Genomic DNA, 15,134 nt, shown 5'->3' with positions numbered 1-15,134 from the left:
CTGCGTGCTGGCCACCAGCTCTTGCGCCAACACCAGCGCCAGCGCGTCCTGCGCAAAGGCGCGCGGCGTGTCGCGGTAGACGTTGCGCGAGAACTGGTCCAACACGATGATCTCCGCCAGCCGCCCCTCAGCCGTTGCGCGCCACGCAAACAGCTCACACTTTGCCGCCGCTTCCAGCGTGTCGCCAAACCGCGCACGAATGGTTTCGTCCAGTCCGGCGTCTTTGATGAAGTGCTGTTTGGGGGTTAGTTCTTCGAACCAGAAGTGGAGGATGTGTAGGGGCTGCATTCGGGGAGATATGAGGTTGCCAATTTGCAGCGAAGACGCATCACGTCTTCCGGCTGAACGTGTTGATAGAAGGCACTGCCAAACTTGCCACGCATGTAGTTAATTACGGCTGCTACGTCGTTATTGCTCATAGACCGCCAAGCTGGCATAGCGCCATTGGACAGTCCATATACAACTGCCCGAGTTACGGCTTCATTGTCTGAGAAAGTGCTCGCATTCTTCAGTGGAGGAGTACGTCCCGAACCCTCTCCATTCTTCCAATGACAGGCGGCGCAATTTTGCGCATAAACGCGTTCGCCGTACAGCAACTTCTGATCCGGCGTCAAAGTTTCATAGGGGGCAGGCTTCGGCGCCGGAGGTCGCGGCGGATATTCTGTATAGGTATGTGTTCCGGGATGGCCTGGAGGAACCTGAGGTTCTGCAAATTTTCCGCCGGATTGATTCGCCAAATACACAACAGCGCGTTCCAATTCCAATGGAGCGAGGGATCCCCCGCCTTGCGCCCCCATCACACCTTTTCCCTTGATGGTCGACTGCAGCAAGGCGGTGTAGCCCTGCGAAATGCGTGGTGCCCAGGCCACCTTGTCACCGATGCGTGGCGATCCAGCAAGACCGGGCGTGTGGCATGCGACACAAATGGCGTTGTAACTCTGACGTCCGTCCCACAGTGGGCGGGTTATGGTTTTGGCCTCTTGCGTTGGAGCAGCAGGGGGTGGCGCGTCAGTCCCCTTGGAAAACACCCGCTGGTTCAATAGTTCGTCTGTCACATCTTTCACGATAAGTGAGGGAACGGCTGTAGAAAGACTTTCCTCCGTAGCGGCAAACCTATGTGTCGACTGCCATTTCTGCTGTGGCGCTATGCCAGTCTGTGAAATTTTCAAGGGCATCGCTTCAAACTTGAACTGCAACGAACTATCTTGTACGCGCAGGGTGGTTTGCAAGACCATCGTGCATTTGCATTTCAGGATTGCAAGTACCAAATTGGTTTCGAACTCCTTGCTTGGAATACGTTGATCAGGAATATAGGATTCAACAGCCACGCCCTTGGCAATCAAGCTGTCACGCAGACCTCTTGCGATGTAAAGACCCAAGGTCTCATTCAAGGCGCGGATTTTTGGTTGATCGGAATCCTGAATCAGGTTGACTCCGCCGACCAGCAAGACTCGGTGCATTTCTTCGGGAGGCTTTGTTTCCGCGGTCTCTTGGGAAAATGCATTAAGCGAAAAAGCGCAAAGTGCAACCAGAGCGCAGATGAAACGCTTGCTTAGCAACTGCCCCAGTGCAGCGTCTTTGACGAAGTGCTGCTTGGCGGTTAGTACTTCGAACCAGAAGTGGAGGATGGATTGGGGTTGCATCGCGAAAGTTTAGCGCTCAGATGAGTTTAGGCAATAAATTGGCCTGCAACGCCCGCGAGATGTGCGCAAGCAGCTACTAAAAACGTAGCGAAAAATCCCACTCATACACCTTTATCTCCAATGTTTCTAGGTGCCGCGTGAATAGAGTGCTTCTTAGTCAGCATGCCGAGATCGCCGACGAGACGGGTTACCTCCTTAACCTGAAGATCTAACTCAGTCAGTGTCAGCTTCTTCTCTGGTGTTTGTTTGGCCGCGTCCATCTCCCAGTTGAGCGACACATGGAAGACATAAGGTTCTTCATCTCTGATGAAGCCAGGAAAGCCCCAACGGGCATGAACATAATCGTTGCGCAGTGCGCGTGCAGCGTCCATGCGGAGGAACCATTCTTCAAAATCTCGCCTAACCTCGTCTCGCGTTTGATCGTAGGTTAATGCGATGAGTCTCTTCAGTTCATCTAGGCGGTGCTTGAGCTGTGTTTTCTTTGGATCAAGGAATACATCAACGCAAATTCCATTGTGCGGTCCAAGCCAGTTCAGGGCTAGTCCAATATTGAAATCCAAATTCGCAGCCGCCTGCGTCAGCCGCCCCAACCGCAGATGAAAAGCATCGGTTAGCTCTGAGGTGTACATGAAGAAAACCTAAAAATTAGCGCGGCGTCTTTGACGAAGTGCTGCTTGGCGGTTAGCTCTTCGAACCAGAAGTGGAGGATGGCTTGGGCTGACATATGGGCGGTTGAATTGGCGCCATTCCAGGACTATCTGAGTCTCGTCGTGGACCTTTGCTGGTCGTTCGACTCAGCTTGGGTAACTGACCGCTTCAGGCTACAAGCGATCAGGTATGAATCGCCCCGGGTAGCCGCTCTGTGTAGAAGCTGTAGCTAGCCGACTAGGCCCTTTTTCAATCCTCGGCCAAAATTGCCCGCCCTTTGGGTGTCAGCCGAATACGCTTAAGGTCGGTAATTAGCTTGCTTGTTCCGTCCATGTACTCCACCTTGATGCTCTGAATCTTGTGGCTTTCGACGATGTCCGTCATCCACATGTAGTCCTTTGAGTAGGAGGAGGTTTCATCCGGCTCGATGGGACCGATTCCGCGTAGGGTCTGATTTCGTCCTTTCAGACGGTCGACTACAGGGTCCCCCACTGCATTCAAGCCCAGTACGATGAAGGTGACGTACTTGATGGCCTTCTTCGTAGAGTTGTGGACGCTGACCCGAAAACCGGTGCCTTCCGTGTGCTCGCTCACATCAAAGATGCCGGACGAAACCAAGGCTAGGCCATGATTGGCGGTGGCTGCCACTTCCTTCAGCCCGGCTTCGAGCTCCAGCTTGCGCAGCAGCAGCGATTGCCGGGTCCAGGCCTCTAGGTTCGCGTCCTTGGACTCCGCAGTCAGCCCTTCCAGCCTTATGGACTCCGTTGGACTGAGAAACACAGCCGTGGCTGGCACCAAGGCAGTCCTGCCTGCGTGCAGGACCTGTAGCAGCTCCTTATTGAAGGACTGTCTGTATTTCGAAATGCAGGGCCACTTACTAAGCACCAGAACCACCGAGCCTTCCGGCAGGCTGATGGCCGCACCGTCACTCGTGTCGCAGAAGCCTGAGGGGCGCTCGCTGCCCTTGATCTTTTCGCGCAAGATGCCTATGACAGGCTCCGCCGGTGCAGCGCCAGGGTTTGATGCAGCCGCCGATGCTGGCGCCGGCTCGGCGACTTGTTTGGCCGTTTGAGCTGGGGCGGTGGAGGTAAGTACAAAGGCCGCAATAGCAGCCAACATCTTCAGCATTGAACTCCCTCTGCGCTAAGTTTGGTTATTTGTACATGATAGCAACGTGCTTTTGCAACAGCGCTCTTCGCAATGGATCCTGTGGTTTGCGCCATCAACTCTAAGTGGCGTTCCGGTTGCCGCTAGTGACAACCCAGCCGACGGTGTCCAAATTCCGCAGTAACTTGTTGAAGCTATCGATTGAATCTTCCGTCGATAGAATAAATTTGCAAAGCGAAAACGCCAGCAAACCTCTCGGTCCGCTGGCGTTGTTACTACTTGAAGGGGAATCACTTCCCCCAACTATCCTTCAACCCCACCGCCAAGTTAAACACCGGCTTCGTCCCCTGCACGTGATCAACCCGATCCGCGACAAAGTAGCCATGCCGTTCAAACTGGAACTTCTGATCTGGCAACGCATTCGCCAGTGAAGGCTCCACGATGGCGGTGACGACCTTCAGGCTGTTGGGGTTCAGGCTTTCGATGAAGTCTTTGCCGCCCGCATCGGGGTGCGCGTCGAGGAACAGGCGGTCGTACATGCGGACTTCGGCGTTGACGCCGTTGGCCACGCCGACCCAGGTGATCGCGGCTTTGACCTTGACCAGGTCGCTGCCCGGCGTGCCGCTCTTGGTGTCGGGCACGACGGTGGCCAGGACTTCGGTGATGACGCCGTTGGCATCTTTGTTGCAGCCGGTGCATTCGATCACGTAGCCGCCCTTCAGGCGCACCTTGTTGCCCGGGAACAGGCGCTTGTAGCCCTTGGGGGGCACTTCTTCAAAGTCTTCGCGCTCGATCCACACTTCTTTGCCGATGGTGAAGTGGCGGGTAGGTGCCTCGACTCCCTCTGGCGGGTGTGGAAGCGATGGTTGTGTGCAGGGCTCCAGGTGGCCTGCGCCCATCACTTCGTCCCAATTCGTCATCACCAGTTTCACTGGGTTGATGACGGCCATGCCGCGGTAGGCCTTGGTTTCCAGGTCGTCGCGCAGGCAGCCTTCGAGCACGGAGTAATCGGTCCAGCCACCGGCCTTGCTGGTGCCGGTGCGTTCGTGCATCAGGTGCAAGCTCTCGGGCGTGTAGCCACGGCGGCGCAGGCCGACGATGGTGGGCATGCGCGGGTCGTCCCAGCCGTTGACCTTGCCGTCGTAGACCAGTTGCGCGAGCTTGCGCTTGCTGGTGATCACATAGGTGAGGTTCAGGCGGGAGAACTCGTATTGGTGCGGCGGCGGGTTGCCGAGCAGGCCGCCTTCGCACAGGCGGGCCATCAGCCAGTCGTAAAACGGGCGCTGGTCTTCAAACTCCAGCGTGCAGATGCTGTGGGTGATCTGCTCCAGCGCGTCTTCGATGGGGTGGGCGTAGGTGTACATCGGGTAGATGCACCAGGTGTCGCCGGTGTTGTGGTGCGTCGCGCGGCGGATGCGGTAGATGGCCGGATCGCGCATGTTGATGTTGGGGCTGGCCATGTCGATCTTGGCGCGCAAGACCATGCTGCCGTCTTCATGCTGGCCGTCGCGCATCTCGCGAAAGCGGGCCAGGTTTTCTGCCGGCGTGCGGCCGCGGAACGGGCTGTCGGTGCCGGGCTTGGAGAAGTCGCCGCGGTTGACGCGCATTTGCTCCACCGTTTGTTCGTCCACATAGGCGTGGCCCGCTTCGATCAGATATTCCGCGGCGCGGTACATGAAATCAAAGTAGTCGCTGGCCTGGTAGGGCGCTGCGTCTTTGCTGCCGTTCCATTCAAAGCCCAGCCATTTGATGGCGTCAACGATGCTGTTGACGTATTCGATGTCTTCTTTCTCGGGATTGGTGTCGTCAAAGCGCAGGTGGCAGACTCCGCCGTAATCACGCGCCAGGCCGAAGTTGACGCAGATGCTCTTGGCATGGCCTACGTGCAGGTAGCCATTGGGTTCGGGCGGAAAACGGGTGCGAATCTTGGCCGGGTCGGGCTGGCCTGCGGCCTGGTGGGCGGCATCGCCGGGGCTGCCAGCCCAGCGGCGGGTGGCGTAAGTGCCTTTTTCCAGGTCGGATTCGATGATCTGGCGCAGGAAGTTGCTCAGTTTGACGGTTTCGGGGGTGTTAGCGGGAGTTGCAGGGGTATTGGCGCTCATAACAATGATTCTAGACGGGGGAGGCGGCTTACACTGGGCGCAGAGCCATTCCAACCGCTTTTTTGCAGGAGAGTGCCAGACCATGCCGTCTCCGTCCGCCGATGCCTACGTGCAGCAGATTGCCCTGCTGTACGAGCGCAGCCCGCTCATGGTGGCGCTGTTTGACCCCGCCGACGCGCTGCTTTATGCCAATCCGGCGTTCCGCCAGGGCTATGGCGTAGCGGCAGACCAGCGAACGACCTGGCTGGCAATGATGCGCAAGAGCTACGACGAGGGCGTGGGCGCGGCCATCCAGACTTCTGACATCGATGCCTGGCTGCTTTCTGCCCAATCGCGCCGGGGCAAGCTCCCCTTCCGGGCGTTTGAGACAGACCTGACCGATGGCCGCTGGATCTACATGACCGAGACGGTGAACGACGGCTGGATACTCTGCGTGGCGTTTGACATTACCGCGATGCGCACCAGCGAGCGGGCGCTGCGCCTGGCGCGCGACGGCGCGCTGCGCGCGGCGCAGATCGATGCGCTGACCGGCATCAGCAACCGCGCCCACATCCTGACGCAGCTGGACCAGCGGCTGGAGCAGCTGCGCACGGCGGGCCAGCCCTGCGGCGTGGTGATGCTGGACCTGGACCACTTCAAGCGCGTGAACGACACCCACGGCCACCACGCAGGCGATTTGGTGCTGAAGCATTTCACCAAGCTGGTCGCCAGCACGCTGCGCCGCGAAGACGGTTTTGGCCGCCTGGGGGGCGAAGAGTTCATGCTGTTGTTCCCCAACATCGAACCGGACGCGCTGACACACATCGTGGACCGGGTGCTGGAGATGGTGCGCGCCTCGGCGGCGTTGCCCGAGGTGCCGGACTTTGTTTACACCTGCTCGGCCGGGCTGGCGCTGCTAGAGCCGGGGCTGGACGCGATTGAAAACATCCGCAAAGCCGACCGCGCGGTCTATGCGGCCAAGGCCAATGGGCGCAATCGGCTGGAGTGGGCTAGTTAGGCGGGCGTCAAAACGTGAGCCACAGCTCTTTGCGGGCCAGTGGGGTGGCGATGGGCAGCAAGGGGTTGTACAGATTGAGGCGGGTGCGGCTCTTGAGGCGGGCGCGCTGCAGCGCGTCGCCATAGGCTTGTTGAAACAGCTGTTCGAACTTGCCGTTCGCGATGGCCTTGTTCAGTCCGATCTCCAGGGTTTTGGCCAGCGCGCGGTTTTGCCGGGTGACGAAGAAGTAAAGCGCGGTGGGGTAATAGACGACCAGGTTTTTTTCCACCTCCAGGTCTTGCGCGCTATAGATTCTTTGCTCGTCCCATATCTCGATGATGGAGCGGGGGAAGTAATCAAACCGTCCGGCATTGAGCATCTGGAACAGGCCGTCGTACGAGGTGCCGGTCTGCACGGGAAGGCCGTTGTAGCGCAGGATGCCGGTGTCGGGCCAGTCGTGGCCCTGGCCCGCCTGCAATTTGCGCAAGTCGTCCAGCGTTTTGACTTTGGCCAGCGCAGCCGCACCGGCCTTGCTGGTGAGAATCAGACGCCAGCCCAGCAGGCCCTTGTCGATGGGGATGCGGATAGGGCGCAGCGAAGCTTCGCGCTCCTGCGTGGTCATGGACCAGACCACGTCTACGTCCTGCCCCTTGGCCAGTTGCTCCAGCGCGCGGCCCTGGTGCATATGGATGGCGCTGGCTTTGAGCTCAAAGTCCACCCCGGCTTCGCGCAGCGCCAGTTGCAGCACCAGCAGCGGGTAGTCATTGGGCATTTCCCGCAGCGGGTACCGCACGATGGTCTTCGCGCTTGCCAGTGGCATGCAAAACGCCAGGCCCAGCGTCACGGTAAATGCGCACCACCACCGCAAGGCGCGGCGGCTGGGCTGCGAGGAGTGGAATTTGGCAGGCGGCATTTTGTGGGTACTATTCTGCAACCGCGAAACAACGCGAAGCTGACATGCGACAAACAACAATATTTACGCAGGACGACGGTTTCGAAGACACAGAGGGAGTTCAGCCGGAGGACGCACCAGAGCCTACGGTAGAGATATCCCTGCGCGACTTGCAGGAGGCGGCGATGGATGAAGTCATCACCGCGATGCAGGCCACGCAGCTCTGGCTGCGCTTCAGCACCGGGGCCATACCCATCCACCGCACCAAGATCGGCCCCGAGCCCGAAGACTGGCATGCGCAGGTGACCACCACCCGATTCGGCCCCGGCTTTGCGTTTGTCAACGTGCTGTATTACTTCGGCGGCCTGATGGCGATAGGCGCCATGTCGCTGTTCATGACGCTGGGCTTTGAAGCCATGGGCAACTGGGGCCTGTTGGCGATCAGCACGGCCTATCTGGTGGGCAGCCTGAAGGTGGCCGACTATTTCAAGCGTCGCCATTTGCCAATCCCTGCGGGCCTGATGGGCACGTTGGCGGTGGTGCTGGTGCCGTTGATAGCCTGGTGCGTGCAAGTCCTGCTGGGGCTGTGGCCGCTGGGCGGTCAGGACAGCTTCCGCGCGTACCACACGTATATCAACTGGCGCTGGATCTTCCTGGAGTTCGCAACCCTCGCCGCAGCCACCGTGATGCTGTACCGCTACAAGCTGCCGTTCATGGTGATGCCGGTGGCGGTCACGGTTTGGTACATGAGCATGGACGTGGCCAACGCGCTGATGCAAAACGAAGGCATGGACTGGAAGTTCACCCGCGATGTGTCACTGGTGTTCGGCATGGGCACGATTGCCATAGCGATGTGGGTGGATGTGCGCACCCGTCTTTCCCGAGACGCCGAGTGGCGACAAGACTTTGCCTTCTGGCTCTATATCTTCGGCGCGGTCATGTTCTGGGGCAGTTTGAGCATGCAGGACTCGGGCAGCGAGATCGGCAAATTCATCTACGCGCTAATCAACATCGCCATGGTGTTCGGCGGCGCGGCGATTGGGCGGCGCGTGTTCACGGTGTTTGGCGCTTTAGGCGTTGCGGGCTACCTGGGCTACCTGTCGCACCGGGTGTTCAACAACAGCATGCTGTTCCCGTTTGCGCTGACGCTGTTGGGCTTAAGCGTGGTGGCGCTGGGCGTTTGGTGGCAGCGCAACGAGGCGCGTATCAATGCGCAGCTCGGCCGCTACGTGCCCGTGGGCCTGCGGCCGCGCTAGCTTGCTTTGGGCCGCGGCTTTTGGAAAGCGCGGCGCACCACGGCGGCCCCGGCGCCGCTGCCGCTATCAGGCGCGGTGCTGTGTGCGGTGGACACCGGCTTGGCGGGTTCACAACGCAGGGACGCAAATGTCGCAGCCAGCTCTTTCTTCAGGGTTTTCAGTTGGTGGATGTGCGTGTCGATCTGTGCCATCTTGGTTTGCAATTGCAGCTCGATGTCGGCGCGGCCAAACGTACCTTGCGCCAGCTGCGGCTGAATGGCGCGGATCTCGGCCAGCGTAAAGCCCAGTGCCTGCGCGCCGCGCACAAAGCGCAGCAGGCCGACGTCGGCCTCGGTGTAGCTGCGGTAGCCGTTGTCCTGGCGCGCGGGCGCGCTGATCAGGCCTTGCTTCTCGTAATAGCGCACCGTGTCGGTGGTGATGTCCAGGGCTTTGGCCAGTTGGCTGATGTTCATGGCGCGTTGTGTGGATGTGCTTGACATTGGAGCATAGACCAAGCTTTACGCTGCGTCTTTCTTCACTTTTCAGGCACCCATGAAACGCTTTTTGATTGCCACAGCCCTGGCGCTGCTGAGCTTTTCCACCTTTGCACAAACGGCGCCCGATGTCGGCTTTGCCATCATCAAGACCTCGCAGGTGGCGGTGGTGGAGGCGCTGCTGGTGCCAGGCGGCAGTTACACCAAGGAGGTGGATTCCAACTTCTCGGCCTTTCTGATCAAGCACCACGACGATTACCTGTTGTTTGACACCGGCATGGGCAGCCAGGTGGACGGCCAATACCAACAGGGCATGCCGGTGTGGTGGCGGCCCTTCTTCAAATACGACAAACCGGTGCTGCCAGCGCGCACGCAGTTGCAGCAGGCGGGCATGGCGCCGATCCGGCGGGTGATCCTGAGTCACAGCCATTGGGACCATGCGGGCGGTGTGACGGATTTCCCCGACGCGAAGATTGGCGTATCGGCGCAGGAGTTGGACGTCATCCGCAACCCGAGTCGCGGGCCGGGTGGGACTTGGGCGTCACAAATTGGTTCTGCGGCCATCCAGTGGGAGGTGTTGCAGTTCAAGCCCGTGCCCTTCAAGGGCTATGCCCAAAGCCTGGATCTGTATGGCGATGGTCGCGTGGTGCTGGTGCCGATGCCGGGGCACACGCCAGGCTCGGTGGGCCTGTTTGTCACCGTGGACTCGGGCACGGTGTATTTCTTCATTGGCGATGTGGCGTGGACCCAGGATGCGGTGAAGGCAGGCGCGCCCAAGTTCTGGATTGCGGGCATGCTGGTGGACAAGGATGCAGAAGGCACGCAAAGCGCGGTGGAGCAGTTGCGCGCGCTGATGCAGGCGGAGCCCAAGCTGGTGGTCGTGCCCGCGCATGACAGCCGCGTGCAAAACGCGCTGGGGTATTTCCCGAACTGGGTGAAGTGAGTTTTTCCCCCACTATCCCCCCGCCCTTTCTACCCCCGCGGGGTAGAAAGGGAGCTTTAACAGCCGATTTTGTTGCGTCGTGCCGGCTACGGAATTACTGGCGTTAGGTTGCCACTGCTACTTCTCGGAGCGGCATGAACCGACGGTTGGGGCTGCCTCGGAGAACGTAGTTCGGAGCCGCCTTGCGCGGAGCGCTCGCTGCGAGGCACGCGCGCCGGAAAGAAAGCAGAGAGAGAGAGAAATGTCTCGTTACTGGCTGCAAAGCAGCCAGCAGAGCCGCATTACTCCATTGGAGGCAGCCCCAACCGCAGGTTCACGCCGCGGTGCGAACGAACAGTGGCAACGCACCGCACGTAATTTCGTATTCGGAGCACAGCCGCCAAATCGGCTGTTAAGGCTCCCCTCGCCGACGGGGCGAGGGGCTGGGGGAGTGGGTGTAAAAAAAGCCTCGCGCTAAGCGAAAAAAATCACTCAATCAACGTCGCGGCGAAGGCGTTGATCGCCTCCACGTCCGGCGGCAGCGCCGTGTATTTCAAGCCCTCGCGCACCAACAGCGCACGCAGTCCGCGGTCAATGCCCCGGGCCTGGTCTTCGTCCTGGAAGCGGCCGGTGTGCACATACTTCTTGTCACCGCGCTCGGCGAAGATGTTGACGTTGTTGTGCTGCTTGTACCACTCCATGATCTGCTTGTGGGTCTTGCCGATGTCGCAGATGTTGTCAGCGTAAGTTTCGTTGTAGTACATCACTTGCGGCAGCGAGCATTCGGTGATCAGGTATTGCACCTGGCCGTCCAGCAGGTTGAGCATCTCAAACTGGCGCTGGGCGATGAAGTACTGGTTCTTCAGCACCTCAAAGTTTTGTTGCCAGACCAGCGATTTGGCGTAATCGGGAATCGTCTCGACCGACTTGTGGTGCAGGTTCAGGTACAGGATGATGGCCGACGAGAACAGCGATTTGTCACACCCGGGCCCACCAATGATGTTGATCACCTTGGTGGGGTACAGGCGCATCTTGGTTTCTGGCAGATGGCTGCTCACGGTGGTGTAGCGGATGGTCATGGGGCTCGTTCTGTGGTCCTGATGCGCGAATGGTAGTGCGCCAGAGGGGCTTCCGCAAGCGTGCAATCCCTGAATAAGCGGCTACATCGCCTTGAATTCGCTGGCGTAGAGGCGACTGATGGCCAGCTTTTCGGGGCGACCGCGCAGCGCCATGTGCAGCTTGCCGGCCTCATCGCGACTGACGCTTTCCATGAAGTGGCGGTTGACCACGATGCTGCGGTGGATTTGCATGAACTGCGCCTCATTGAGCTGCGGCAGCAGCTCGCGCAGCGGCGTGCGGATCAGGAATTCGCGGCTGGCGGTCAGCACGCGCACGTATTTGTCGGCGGCTTCGAAGTAGACGATGTCGGCCACAGCCACCATGTGGATGGTGCTGCCAGTGCTGGCCTGGACGTGCAGCAACGGTGTGGCGGCTTTGGGCAGTGCCGCGCCATCGAGCCCGTTTTGCAGCAATTGCCGCAGTTGATCGAGGCTGGTGTTTGCTGCGCTGGTATCCGTTGCGCGCGCGGTCAGCGTGCGTTGCAGCTTGTCAACGGTCTTTTGCAGGCGCGCGGCTTGTACCGGTTTGAGCAGGTAATCCACGGCTTGCGCTTCAAACGCCTCGACGGCGTATTGGTCGTAGGCGGTGACGAATACCAGCAGCGGGAACGGCTTGCCTTGTGCGTCGTCTTCCCACAGGTCAGCCAGCTCCGCCGCTGCCTCCAACCCGCTCATACCCGGCATGCGAATGTCAAAAAACAGCACGTCGGGCTGCAGCTTTAGCGCTTGTTGCACGGCAGATGGGCCGTCGCCAACGGTAGCCGCTATCTGCAAGGCGGGCCAGGCCAGTGCCAGCTCGTCTTGCAGCGCCAGGGCCAGCAAATGTTCGTCTTCGGCGATCAGGGCGGTGGGCTTGTTCATGCTGGATTTTGTAAGGGAAAAGTGATGGTAGCGCGCGTACCACCTGCGTGAGCAGCTACTAAATCAATAGCAGCGGCGTCGCCGTAGAGAGTGGCCAGGCGCTCGCGCACCTGTGTCAGGCCAAAGCCGCCGGGGTGTTCACGTGGGCTGCTGGGTTGGCCCAGGCCGACGCCGGTGTCTTGCACTTGCAGCGTGAGCGTGTTGCCGTCGCGGCGGGCGGAGATGGTGATGCTGCCGCCGCCGACTTGCGGCTCCAGGCCGTGCTGGATGCTGTTTTCGACGAGTGGCTGCAACAGCAGCGGCGGCACGGCTTGTGTGCGCAAATCGTCAGGTAAATCGAGTGTGAACTGCAGGCGCGGGCCCATGCGCACGGCCATCAGCCCCAGGTAATCCTTCAGCCGGTCAAACTCTTCGCCCAGCGTGTGGCTGCTGGCGCGCGAGGCGCTGAGCGTGGCGCGCAGGTAGGCGATCAGGTGGTCCAGCATGCGCACAGCAGCCTGCGGGTCACGGCCCACCAGCACGCGCAGGTTGGCCAGCGTGTTGAACAGCATGTGCGGCTCCAGCTGGGTCTCCAGCAGTTTCAGGCGTGCTTCAGACGCTTGCATGCTGGCTTTTTCAGCCTGTTGTTTCAGGTGGTTGCTTCGGCTGCGGCTGTAAAAATAGTAGGTCACCGCGCCGCTGATCACAATCGAGATGACCAACGAAAAGCCGTAACGCGGGATCTGTGTCACGCTCCAGATGGGGCGCTCAAACCAGATGTCTGCTGCGGTGATGCCGATGGCGTAACCCACGGCAATGCCGACAAGAGGCAACGCAACGCCCCAGAAGCCAACCGGCCAGCCGGACGCCGCGGAGCTGGGGAACAGATGGCGACCGAAGTCGATCAACGCCCAGGTGGTGAGGCCGATACACAGCGAATACACCAATGCGGGCTCGTAGGGCCGTGAGGGCTGCAGGCTGTAAATGATGACCGAGACCGCCAGGCAGGCCGCCAAGGCGCGTAGCAGTCCGTTGAGTTTGTCCAGCCAGTCAATGCGCATAGTGGGTTTCAGAAATTGCGGTGCAGTTGCTTGAGCGAATGGTGCAAAGTGTATGCGTCTGCCATCATGCAAGGAGCTGGCTTACAGCGCCTTGCAGCATGTGATTCATCAGGCGACCCGGCAGCAGCGAAAACAGGCCGGCCGTAACGCAGGCGCCCCAGTAGAGGCGCTGCATGGTTTTACGGTGCGCTGCAATGTCTTTGCGCGCCAGATGCCAGAACGCACCAACCAGGCCGAACAGCGTGAACGGAACTAACAGGTGGATGGGCGAGTAGCCGGCGATGTTGGGCAGCTTCCCACCGCGGATGAACAGGGCCGATACCGCTGCGATCAGCATCAGCGTGACCCAGGCGTAGCCGAAAGCGCGGTGCAGCTTGGGCCGTTGCGTGGCGCCCTTGCGCGCCCACAGCGCGATGGGGCCGGTGACCAGCGCGCCGAGGGCAGCGGTGACGTGAATGGCGATGGTGGGTGAGAGTGACATCTCGTGCCTCCTGCGAATGCCGTGTTCAGGCCAGTGCCGGGGTTGGCATCGAAGCGTTGCTGAAAGCCAGACGCAATAAACGCACAGCACGGGCAGAGAACACGCCGCTGAACGCACCATACAGCGCGGCAAAGCCGATGCCGAAGGCCACGTTGCCAGCCAGCGCGGGTTGCATCGCCAGCACGACGCCGACGAAGTACTTGGTGAAGAAGATGCCCATCATCAGCGCCAGCGGCACCCAGCTTCCTGGCATTTGCAGGGTGCGGCTGGTGGCGTCGAAGCGGACTTCGTTGGACAGCGGTATGCGGGCGACGAGTGCCAGCATCGCGCCTGCGGCGGCCAGCCAGGCCAGTACCACGGCAGGTGTGGCGCCAAAGGCCGACACCGTGCCATAAATCGACAGGGCGGTCATGGCGACGGGCATCACGGTGACGCGCAGCAGGCTCATGCTGCCAGCGCGGCCTTGCTTGAGGCCCAGCGCCAGCAGAACGGCGAACAGGCCGAAGACCCAGGTGGGGGTGTGCGAGATGATTTGGTACAGCATGGTTTTCTCCAGAACGTGGGGCGACGGGGTTGCGATGGACGTAATGTGCCAACGCCCCCGCCCGACAACCACCCGTTTGGGACGTAATGCATGCCCGGGCGCGTGAAATGCACACCGGATTCGCCAAATGCAGCCGGAAATTTGGAGGTGAGCGGCGCCGGGCGCGGATAATCCGCGCAGTTTCAAGGAGTGGATGTGGATATTGCGTTGTTGATCAAGGCGGCGATCATGGGAATCGTCGAGGGGCTGACCGAGTTCTTGCCCATCTCCAGCACCGGGCATTTGATATTGGCGGGTTCCCTGCTGAATTTCCTGGACCAAGAAAAACGATCGGTATTCGAAATTTCAATCCAGACCGGCGCGATCTTCGCGGTGATCCTGGTCTATTGGCAAAAGATCCGCGACACGCTGATTGCGCTGCCCACCGAGCGCCAGGCGCAGCGGTTTTCATTGAACGTGCTGATTGCGTTTGTGCCCGCCGTCGTGCTGGGTCTGCTGTTTGGCAAGGCGATCAAGGCACACCTGTTCACGCCCTATGTGGTGGCCAGCACCTTCATCATTGGCGGCTTCATCATCCTGTGGGCCGAGAAGCGCCATGAGAAATGGCTGGCTGGTGGCGGCAACGCGGTGCGTGTGAACGATGTGGACGAGATGACGCCCATAGATGCGCTCAAAGTGGGGCTGGTGCAATGCCTGGCAATGATCCCCGGCACCAGCCGCAGCGGCGCCACCATCATCGGCGGCATGCTGCTGGGCCTATCACGCAAGGCGGCGACCGATTTTTCTTTCTACCTGGCGATTCCTACGCTGATTGGTGCAGGTGTCTACAGCCTGTACAAGGAGCGCGCGCTGTTAAGCATGGCGGACCTGCCGCTGTTTGGCGTGGGGCTGGTGTTCTCGTTTCTGAGCGCCTGGTTGTGCGTGCGCTGGCTGCTGAAGTTCATCTCCACGCACAGCTTTGTGGGCTTTGCGTATTACCGCATCGCGTTCGGGCTGGTGGTGTTGGCCACCGCCAAATTTGGCTGGGTGACCTGGGCGGCCTAGGCAATTTTTCGCCGGGCCGCCCCAAGA

16 protein-coding genes are annotated in these 15,134 nt (G+C 60.1%); 4 read left to right on the top strand and 12 right to left on the bottom strand.

The genetic code is table 11. From position 1 onward, the window contains the following. The 5 genes from AC1DV6_RS17600 to AC1DV6_RS17580 form a co-directional block, all read right to left on the bottom strand. Positions 1-288 (bottom strand): DUF924 family protein (locus AC1DV6_RS17600; RefSeq protein WP_477979741.1); only part of this gene is annotated, 288 nt, incomplete at its 3' end. Then, positions 246-1,643: a c-type cytochrome gene (locus AC1DV6_RS17595; RefSeq protein WP_477979739.1), complete on the bottom strand. Its 1,398-nt coding sequence runs from the start codon at positions 1,641-1,643 to the stop codon at positions 246-248. The genes AC1DV6_RS17595 and AC1DV6_RS17600, both read right to left, overlap by 43 nt. Positions 1,644-1,744: 101 nt before the next feature. Then, positions 1,745-2,272, bottom strand: a complete 528-nt coding sequence (locus AC1DV6_RS17590; protein ID WP_477979737.1) for a hypothetical protein — start codon at positions 2,270-2,272, stop codon at positions 1,745-1,747. A 268-nt stretch (positions 2,273-2,540) separates the two neighbouring features. Further along, entirely contained in the window at positions 2,541-3,419 is an 879-nt protein-coding gene (locus tag AC1DV6_RS17585) for a hypothetical protein (protein WP_477979735.1), read from the bottom strand. A 269-nt stretch (positions 3,420-3,688) separates the two neighbouring features. Then, complete coding sequence (locus AC1DV6_RS17580; protein ID WP_477979733.1) at positions 3,689-5,500, bottom strand: glutamine--tRNA ligase/YqeY domain fusion protein; 1,812 nt, start codon at positions 5,498-5,500, stop codon at positions 3,689-3,691. A gap of 82 nt (positions 5,501-5,582) precedes the next feature. On the opposite strand from AC1DV6_RS17580, the gene AC1DV6_RS17575 reads away from it, so the two are divergent. Continuing rightward, complete coding sequence (locus AC1DV6_RS17575) at positions 5,583-6,497, top strand: GGDEF domain-containing protein (protein WP_477979731.1); 915 nt, start codon at positions 5,583-5,585, stop codon at positions 6,495-6,497. Between the two features lie 7 nt (positions 6,498-6,504). Here AC1DV6_RS17575 and AC1DV6_RS17570 read toward each other — a convergent pair whose 3' ends face one another. Further along, positions 6,505-7,389 carry a hypothetical protein gene (locus AC1DV6_RS17570; RefSeq protein ID WP_477979729.1) on the bottom strand — a complete coding sequence of 295 codons (885 nt, stop codon included), beginning with the start codon at positions 7,387-7,389 and terminating at the stop codon, positions 6,505-6,507. 44 nt (positions 7,390-7,433) lie between these two features. Here AC1DV6_RS17570 and AC1DV6_RS17565 point away from each other — a divergent pair, with 44 nt between their 5' ends. Then, positions 7,434-8,624: a DUF2157 domain-containing protein gene (locus tag AC1DV6_RS17565; RefSeq protein ID WP_477979728.1), complete on the top strand. Its 1,191-nt coding sequence runs from the start codon at positions 7,434-7,436 to the stop codon at positions 8,622-8,624. Here AC1DV6_RS17565 and AC1DV6_RS17560 read toward each other — a convergent pair. Next, the gene (locus AC1DV6_RS17560) at positions 8,621-9,076 is read right to left on the bottom strand and encodes a MerR family transcriptional regulator (protein ID WP_477979726.1); all 456 of its coding nucleotides are present in this window, start codon (positions 9,074-9,076) and stop codon (positions 8,621-8,623) included. The genes AC1DV6_RS17565 and AC1DV6_RS17560 overlap by 4 nt on opposite strands. Before the next feature lie 79 nt (positions 9,077-9,155). On the opposite strand from AC1DV6_RS17560, the gene AC1DV6_RS17555 reads away from it, so the two are divergent. Continuing rightward, on the top strand, positions 9,156-10,040 hold the full coding sequence (locus AC1DV6_RS17555) for an MBL fold metallo-hydrolase (RefSeq protein WP_477979724.1): 885 nt from the start codon (positions 9,156-9,158) through the stop codon (positions 10,038-10,040). Between the two features lie 467 nt (positions 10,041-10,507). Here AC1DV6_RS17555 and AC1DV6_RS17550 read toward each other — a convergent pair whose 3' ends face one another. The 5 genes from AC1DV6_RS17550 to AC1DV6_RS17530 all read right to left on the bottom strand — a co-directional run bounded on the left by AC1DV6_RS17550 (position 10,508) and on the right by AC1DV6_RS17530 (position 14,063). Next, the gene (locus AC1DV6_RS17550) at positions 10,508-11,098 is read right to left on the bottom strand and encodes a hypothetical protein (protein ID WP_477979722.1); all 591 of its coding nucleotides are present in this window, start codon (positions 11,096-11,098) and stop codon (positions 10,508-10,510) included. 81 nt (positions 11,099-11,179) lie between these two features. Next, positions 11,180-11,998 carry a LytR/AlgR family response regulator transcription factor gene (locus tag AC1DV6_RS17545; RefSeq protein WP_477979720.1) on the bottom strand — a complete coding sequence of 273 codons (819 nt, stop codon included), beginning with the start codon at positions 11,996-11,998 and terminating at the stop codon, positions 11,180-11,182. Next, complete coding sequence (locus tag AC1DV6_RS17540; protein WP_477979718.1) at positions 11,995-13,038, bottom strand: sensor histidine kinase; 1,044 nt, start codon at positions 13,036-13,038, stop codon at positions 11,995-11,997. The genes AC1DV6_RS17545 and AC1DV6_RS17540 overlap by 4 nt, the downstream gene beginning before the upstream one ends. A gap of 64 nt (positions 13,039-13,102) precedes the next feature. Then, entirely contained in the window at positions 13,103-13,519 is a 417-nt protein-coding gene (locus AC1DV6_RS17535) for a DUF2306 domain-containing protein (protein ID WP_477979716.1), read from the bottom strand. A 25-nt stretch (positions 13,520-13,544) separates the two neighbouring features. Beyond that, positions 13,545-14,063 (bottom strand): DUF6622 family protein, encoded by a 519-nt coding sequence (locus AC1DV6_RS17530; RefSeq protein ID WP_477979714.1) that lies wholly within the window; start codon positions 14,061-14,063, stop codon positions 13,545-13,547. A 195-nt stretch (positions 14,064-14,258) separates the two neighbouring features. Between AC1DV6_RS17530 and AC1DV6_RS17525 the strand changes: the two genes are divergently transcribed. Continuing rightward, positions 14,259-15,107: an undecaprenyl-diphosphate phosphatase gene (locus tag AC1DV6_RS17525; RefSeq protein ID WP_477979712.1), complete on the top strand. Its 849-nt coding sequence runs from the start codon at positions 14,259-14,261 to the stop codon at positions 15,105-15,107. Positions 15,108-15,134 lie beyond the last annotated feature (27 nt).

The organism is Rhodoferax sp. P2_H8_2, assembly GCF_056403235.1.
Note: the sequence above shows the minus strand (reverse complement) of the source record. Positions and strands in the feature narration are given on the sequence as shown.

Excerpts from the sequence above, each read along its gene's own strand:
- AC1DV6_RS17590 (WP_477979737.1), bottom strand. The coding sequence starts at position 2,272 with ATGTACACCTCAGAGCTAACCGATGCTTTTCATCTGCGGTTGGGGCGG.
- AC1DV6_RS17580 (WP_477979733.1), bottom strand. The coding sequence starts at position 5,500 with ATGAGCGCCAATACCCCTGCAACTCCCGCTAACACCCCCGAAACCGTC.
- AC1DV6_RS17550 (WP_477979722.1), bottom strand. The coding sequence starts at position 11,098 with ATGACCATCCGCTACACCACCGTGAGCAGCCATCTGCCAGAAACCAAG.
- AC1DV6_RS17585 (WP_477979735.1), bottom strand. The coding sequence starts at position 3,419 with ATGCTGAAGATGTTGGCTGCTATTGCGGCCTTTGTACTTACCTCCACC.
- AC1DV6_RS17530 (WP_477979714.1), bottom strand. The coding sequence starts at position 14,063 with ATGCTGTACCAAATCATCTCGCACACCCCCACCTGGGTCTTCGGCCTG.
- AC1DV6_RS17595 (WP_477979739.1), bottom strand. The coding sequence starts at position 1,643 with ATGCAACCCCAATCCATCCTCCACTTCTGGTTCGAAGTACTAACCGCC.
- AC1DV6_RS17565 (WP_477979728.1), top strand. The coding sequence starts at position 7,434 with ATGCGACAAACAACAATATTTACGCAGGACGACGGTTTCGAAGACACA.
- AC1DV6_RS17570 (WP_477979729.1), bottom strand. The coding sequence starts at position 7,389 with ATGCCGCCTGCCAAATTCCACTCCTCGCAGCCCAGCCGCCGCGCCTTG.
- AC1DV6_RS17575 (WP_477979731.1), top strand. The coding sequence starts at position 5,583 with ATGCCGTCTCCGTCCGCCGATGCCTACGTGCAGCAGATTGCCCTGCTG.
- AC1DV6_RS17540 (WP_477979718.1), bottom strand. The coding sequence starts at position 13,038 with ATGCGCATTGACTGGCTGGACAAACTCAACGGACTGCTACGCGCCTTG.
- AC1DV6_RS17560 (WP_477979726.1), bottom strand. The coding sequence starts at position 9,076 with ATGAACATCAGCCAACTGGCCAAAGCCCTGGACATCACCACCGACACG.
- AC1DV6_RS17535 (WP_477979716.1), bottom strand. The coding sequence starts at position 13,519 with ATGTCACTCTCACCCACCATCGCCATTCACGTCACCGCTGCCCTCGGC.
- AC1DV6_RS17555 (WP_477979724.1), top strand. The coding sequence starts at position 9,156 with ATGAAACGCTTTTTGATTGCCACAGCCCTGGCGCTGCTGAGCTTTTCC.
- AC1DV6_RS17545 (WP_477979720.1), bottom strand. The coding sequence starts at position 11,998 with ATGAACAAGCCCACCGCCCTGATCGCCGAAGACGAACATTTGCTGGCC.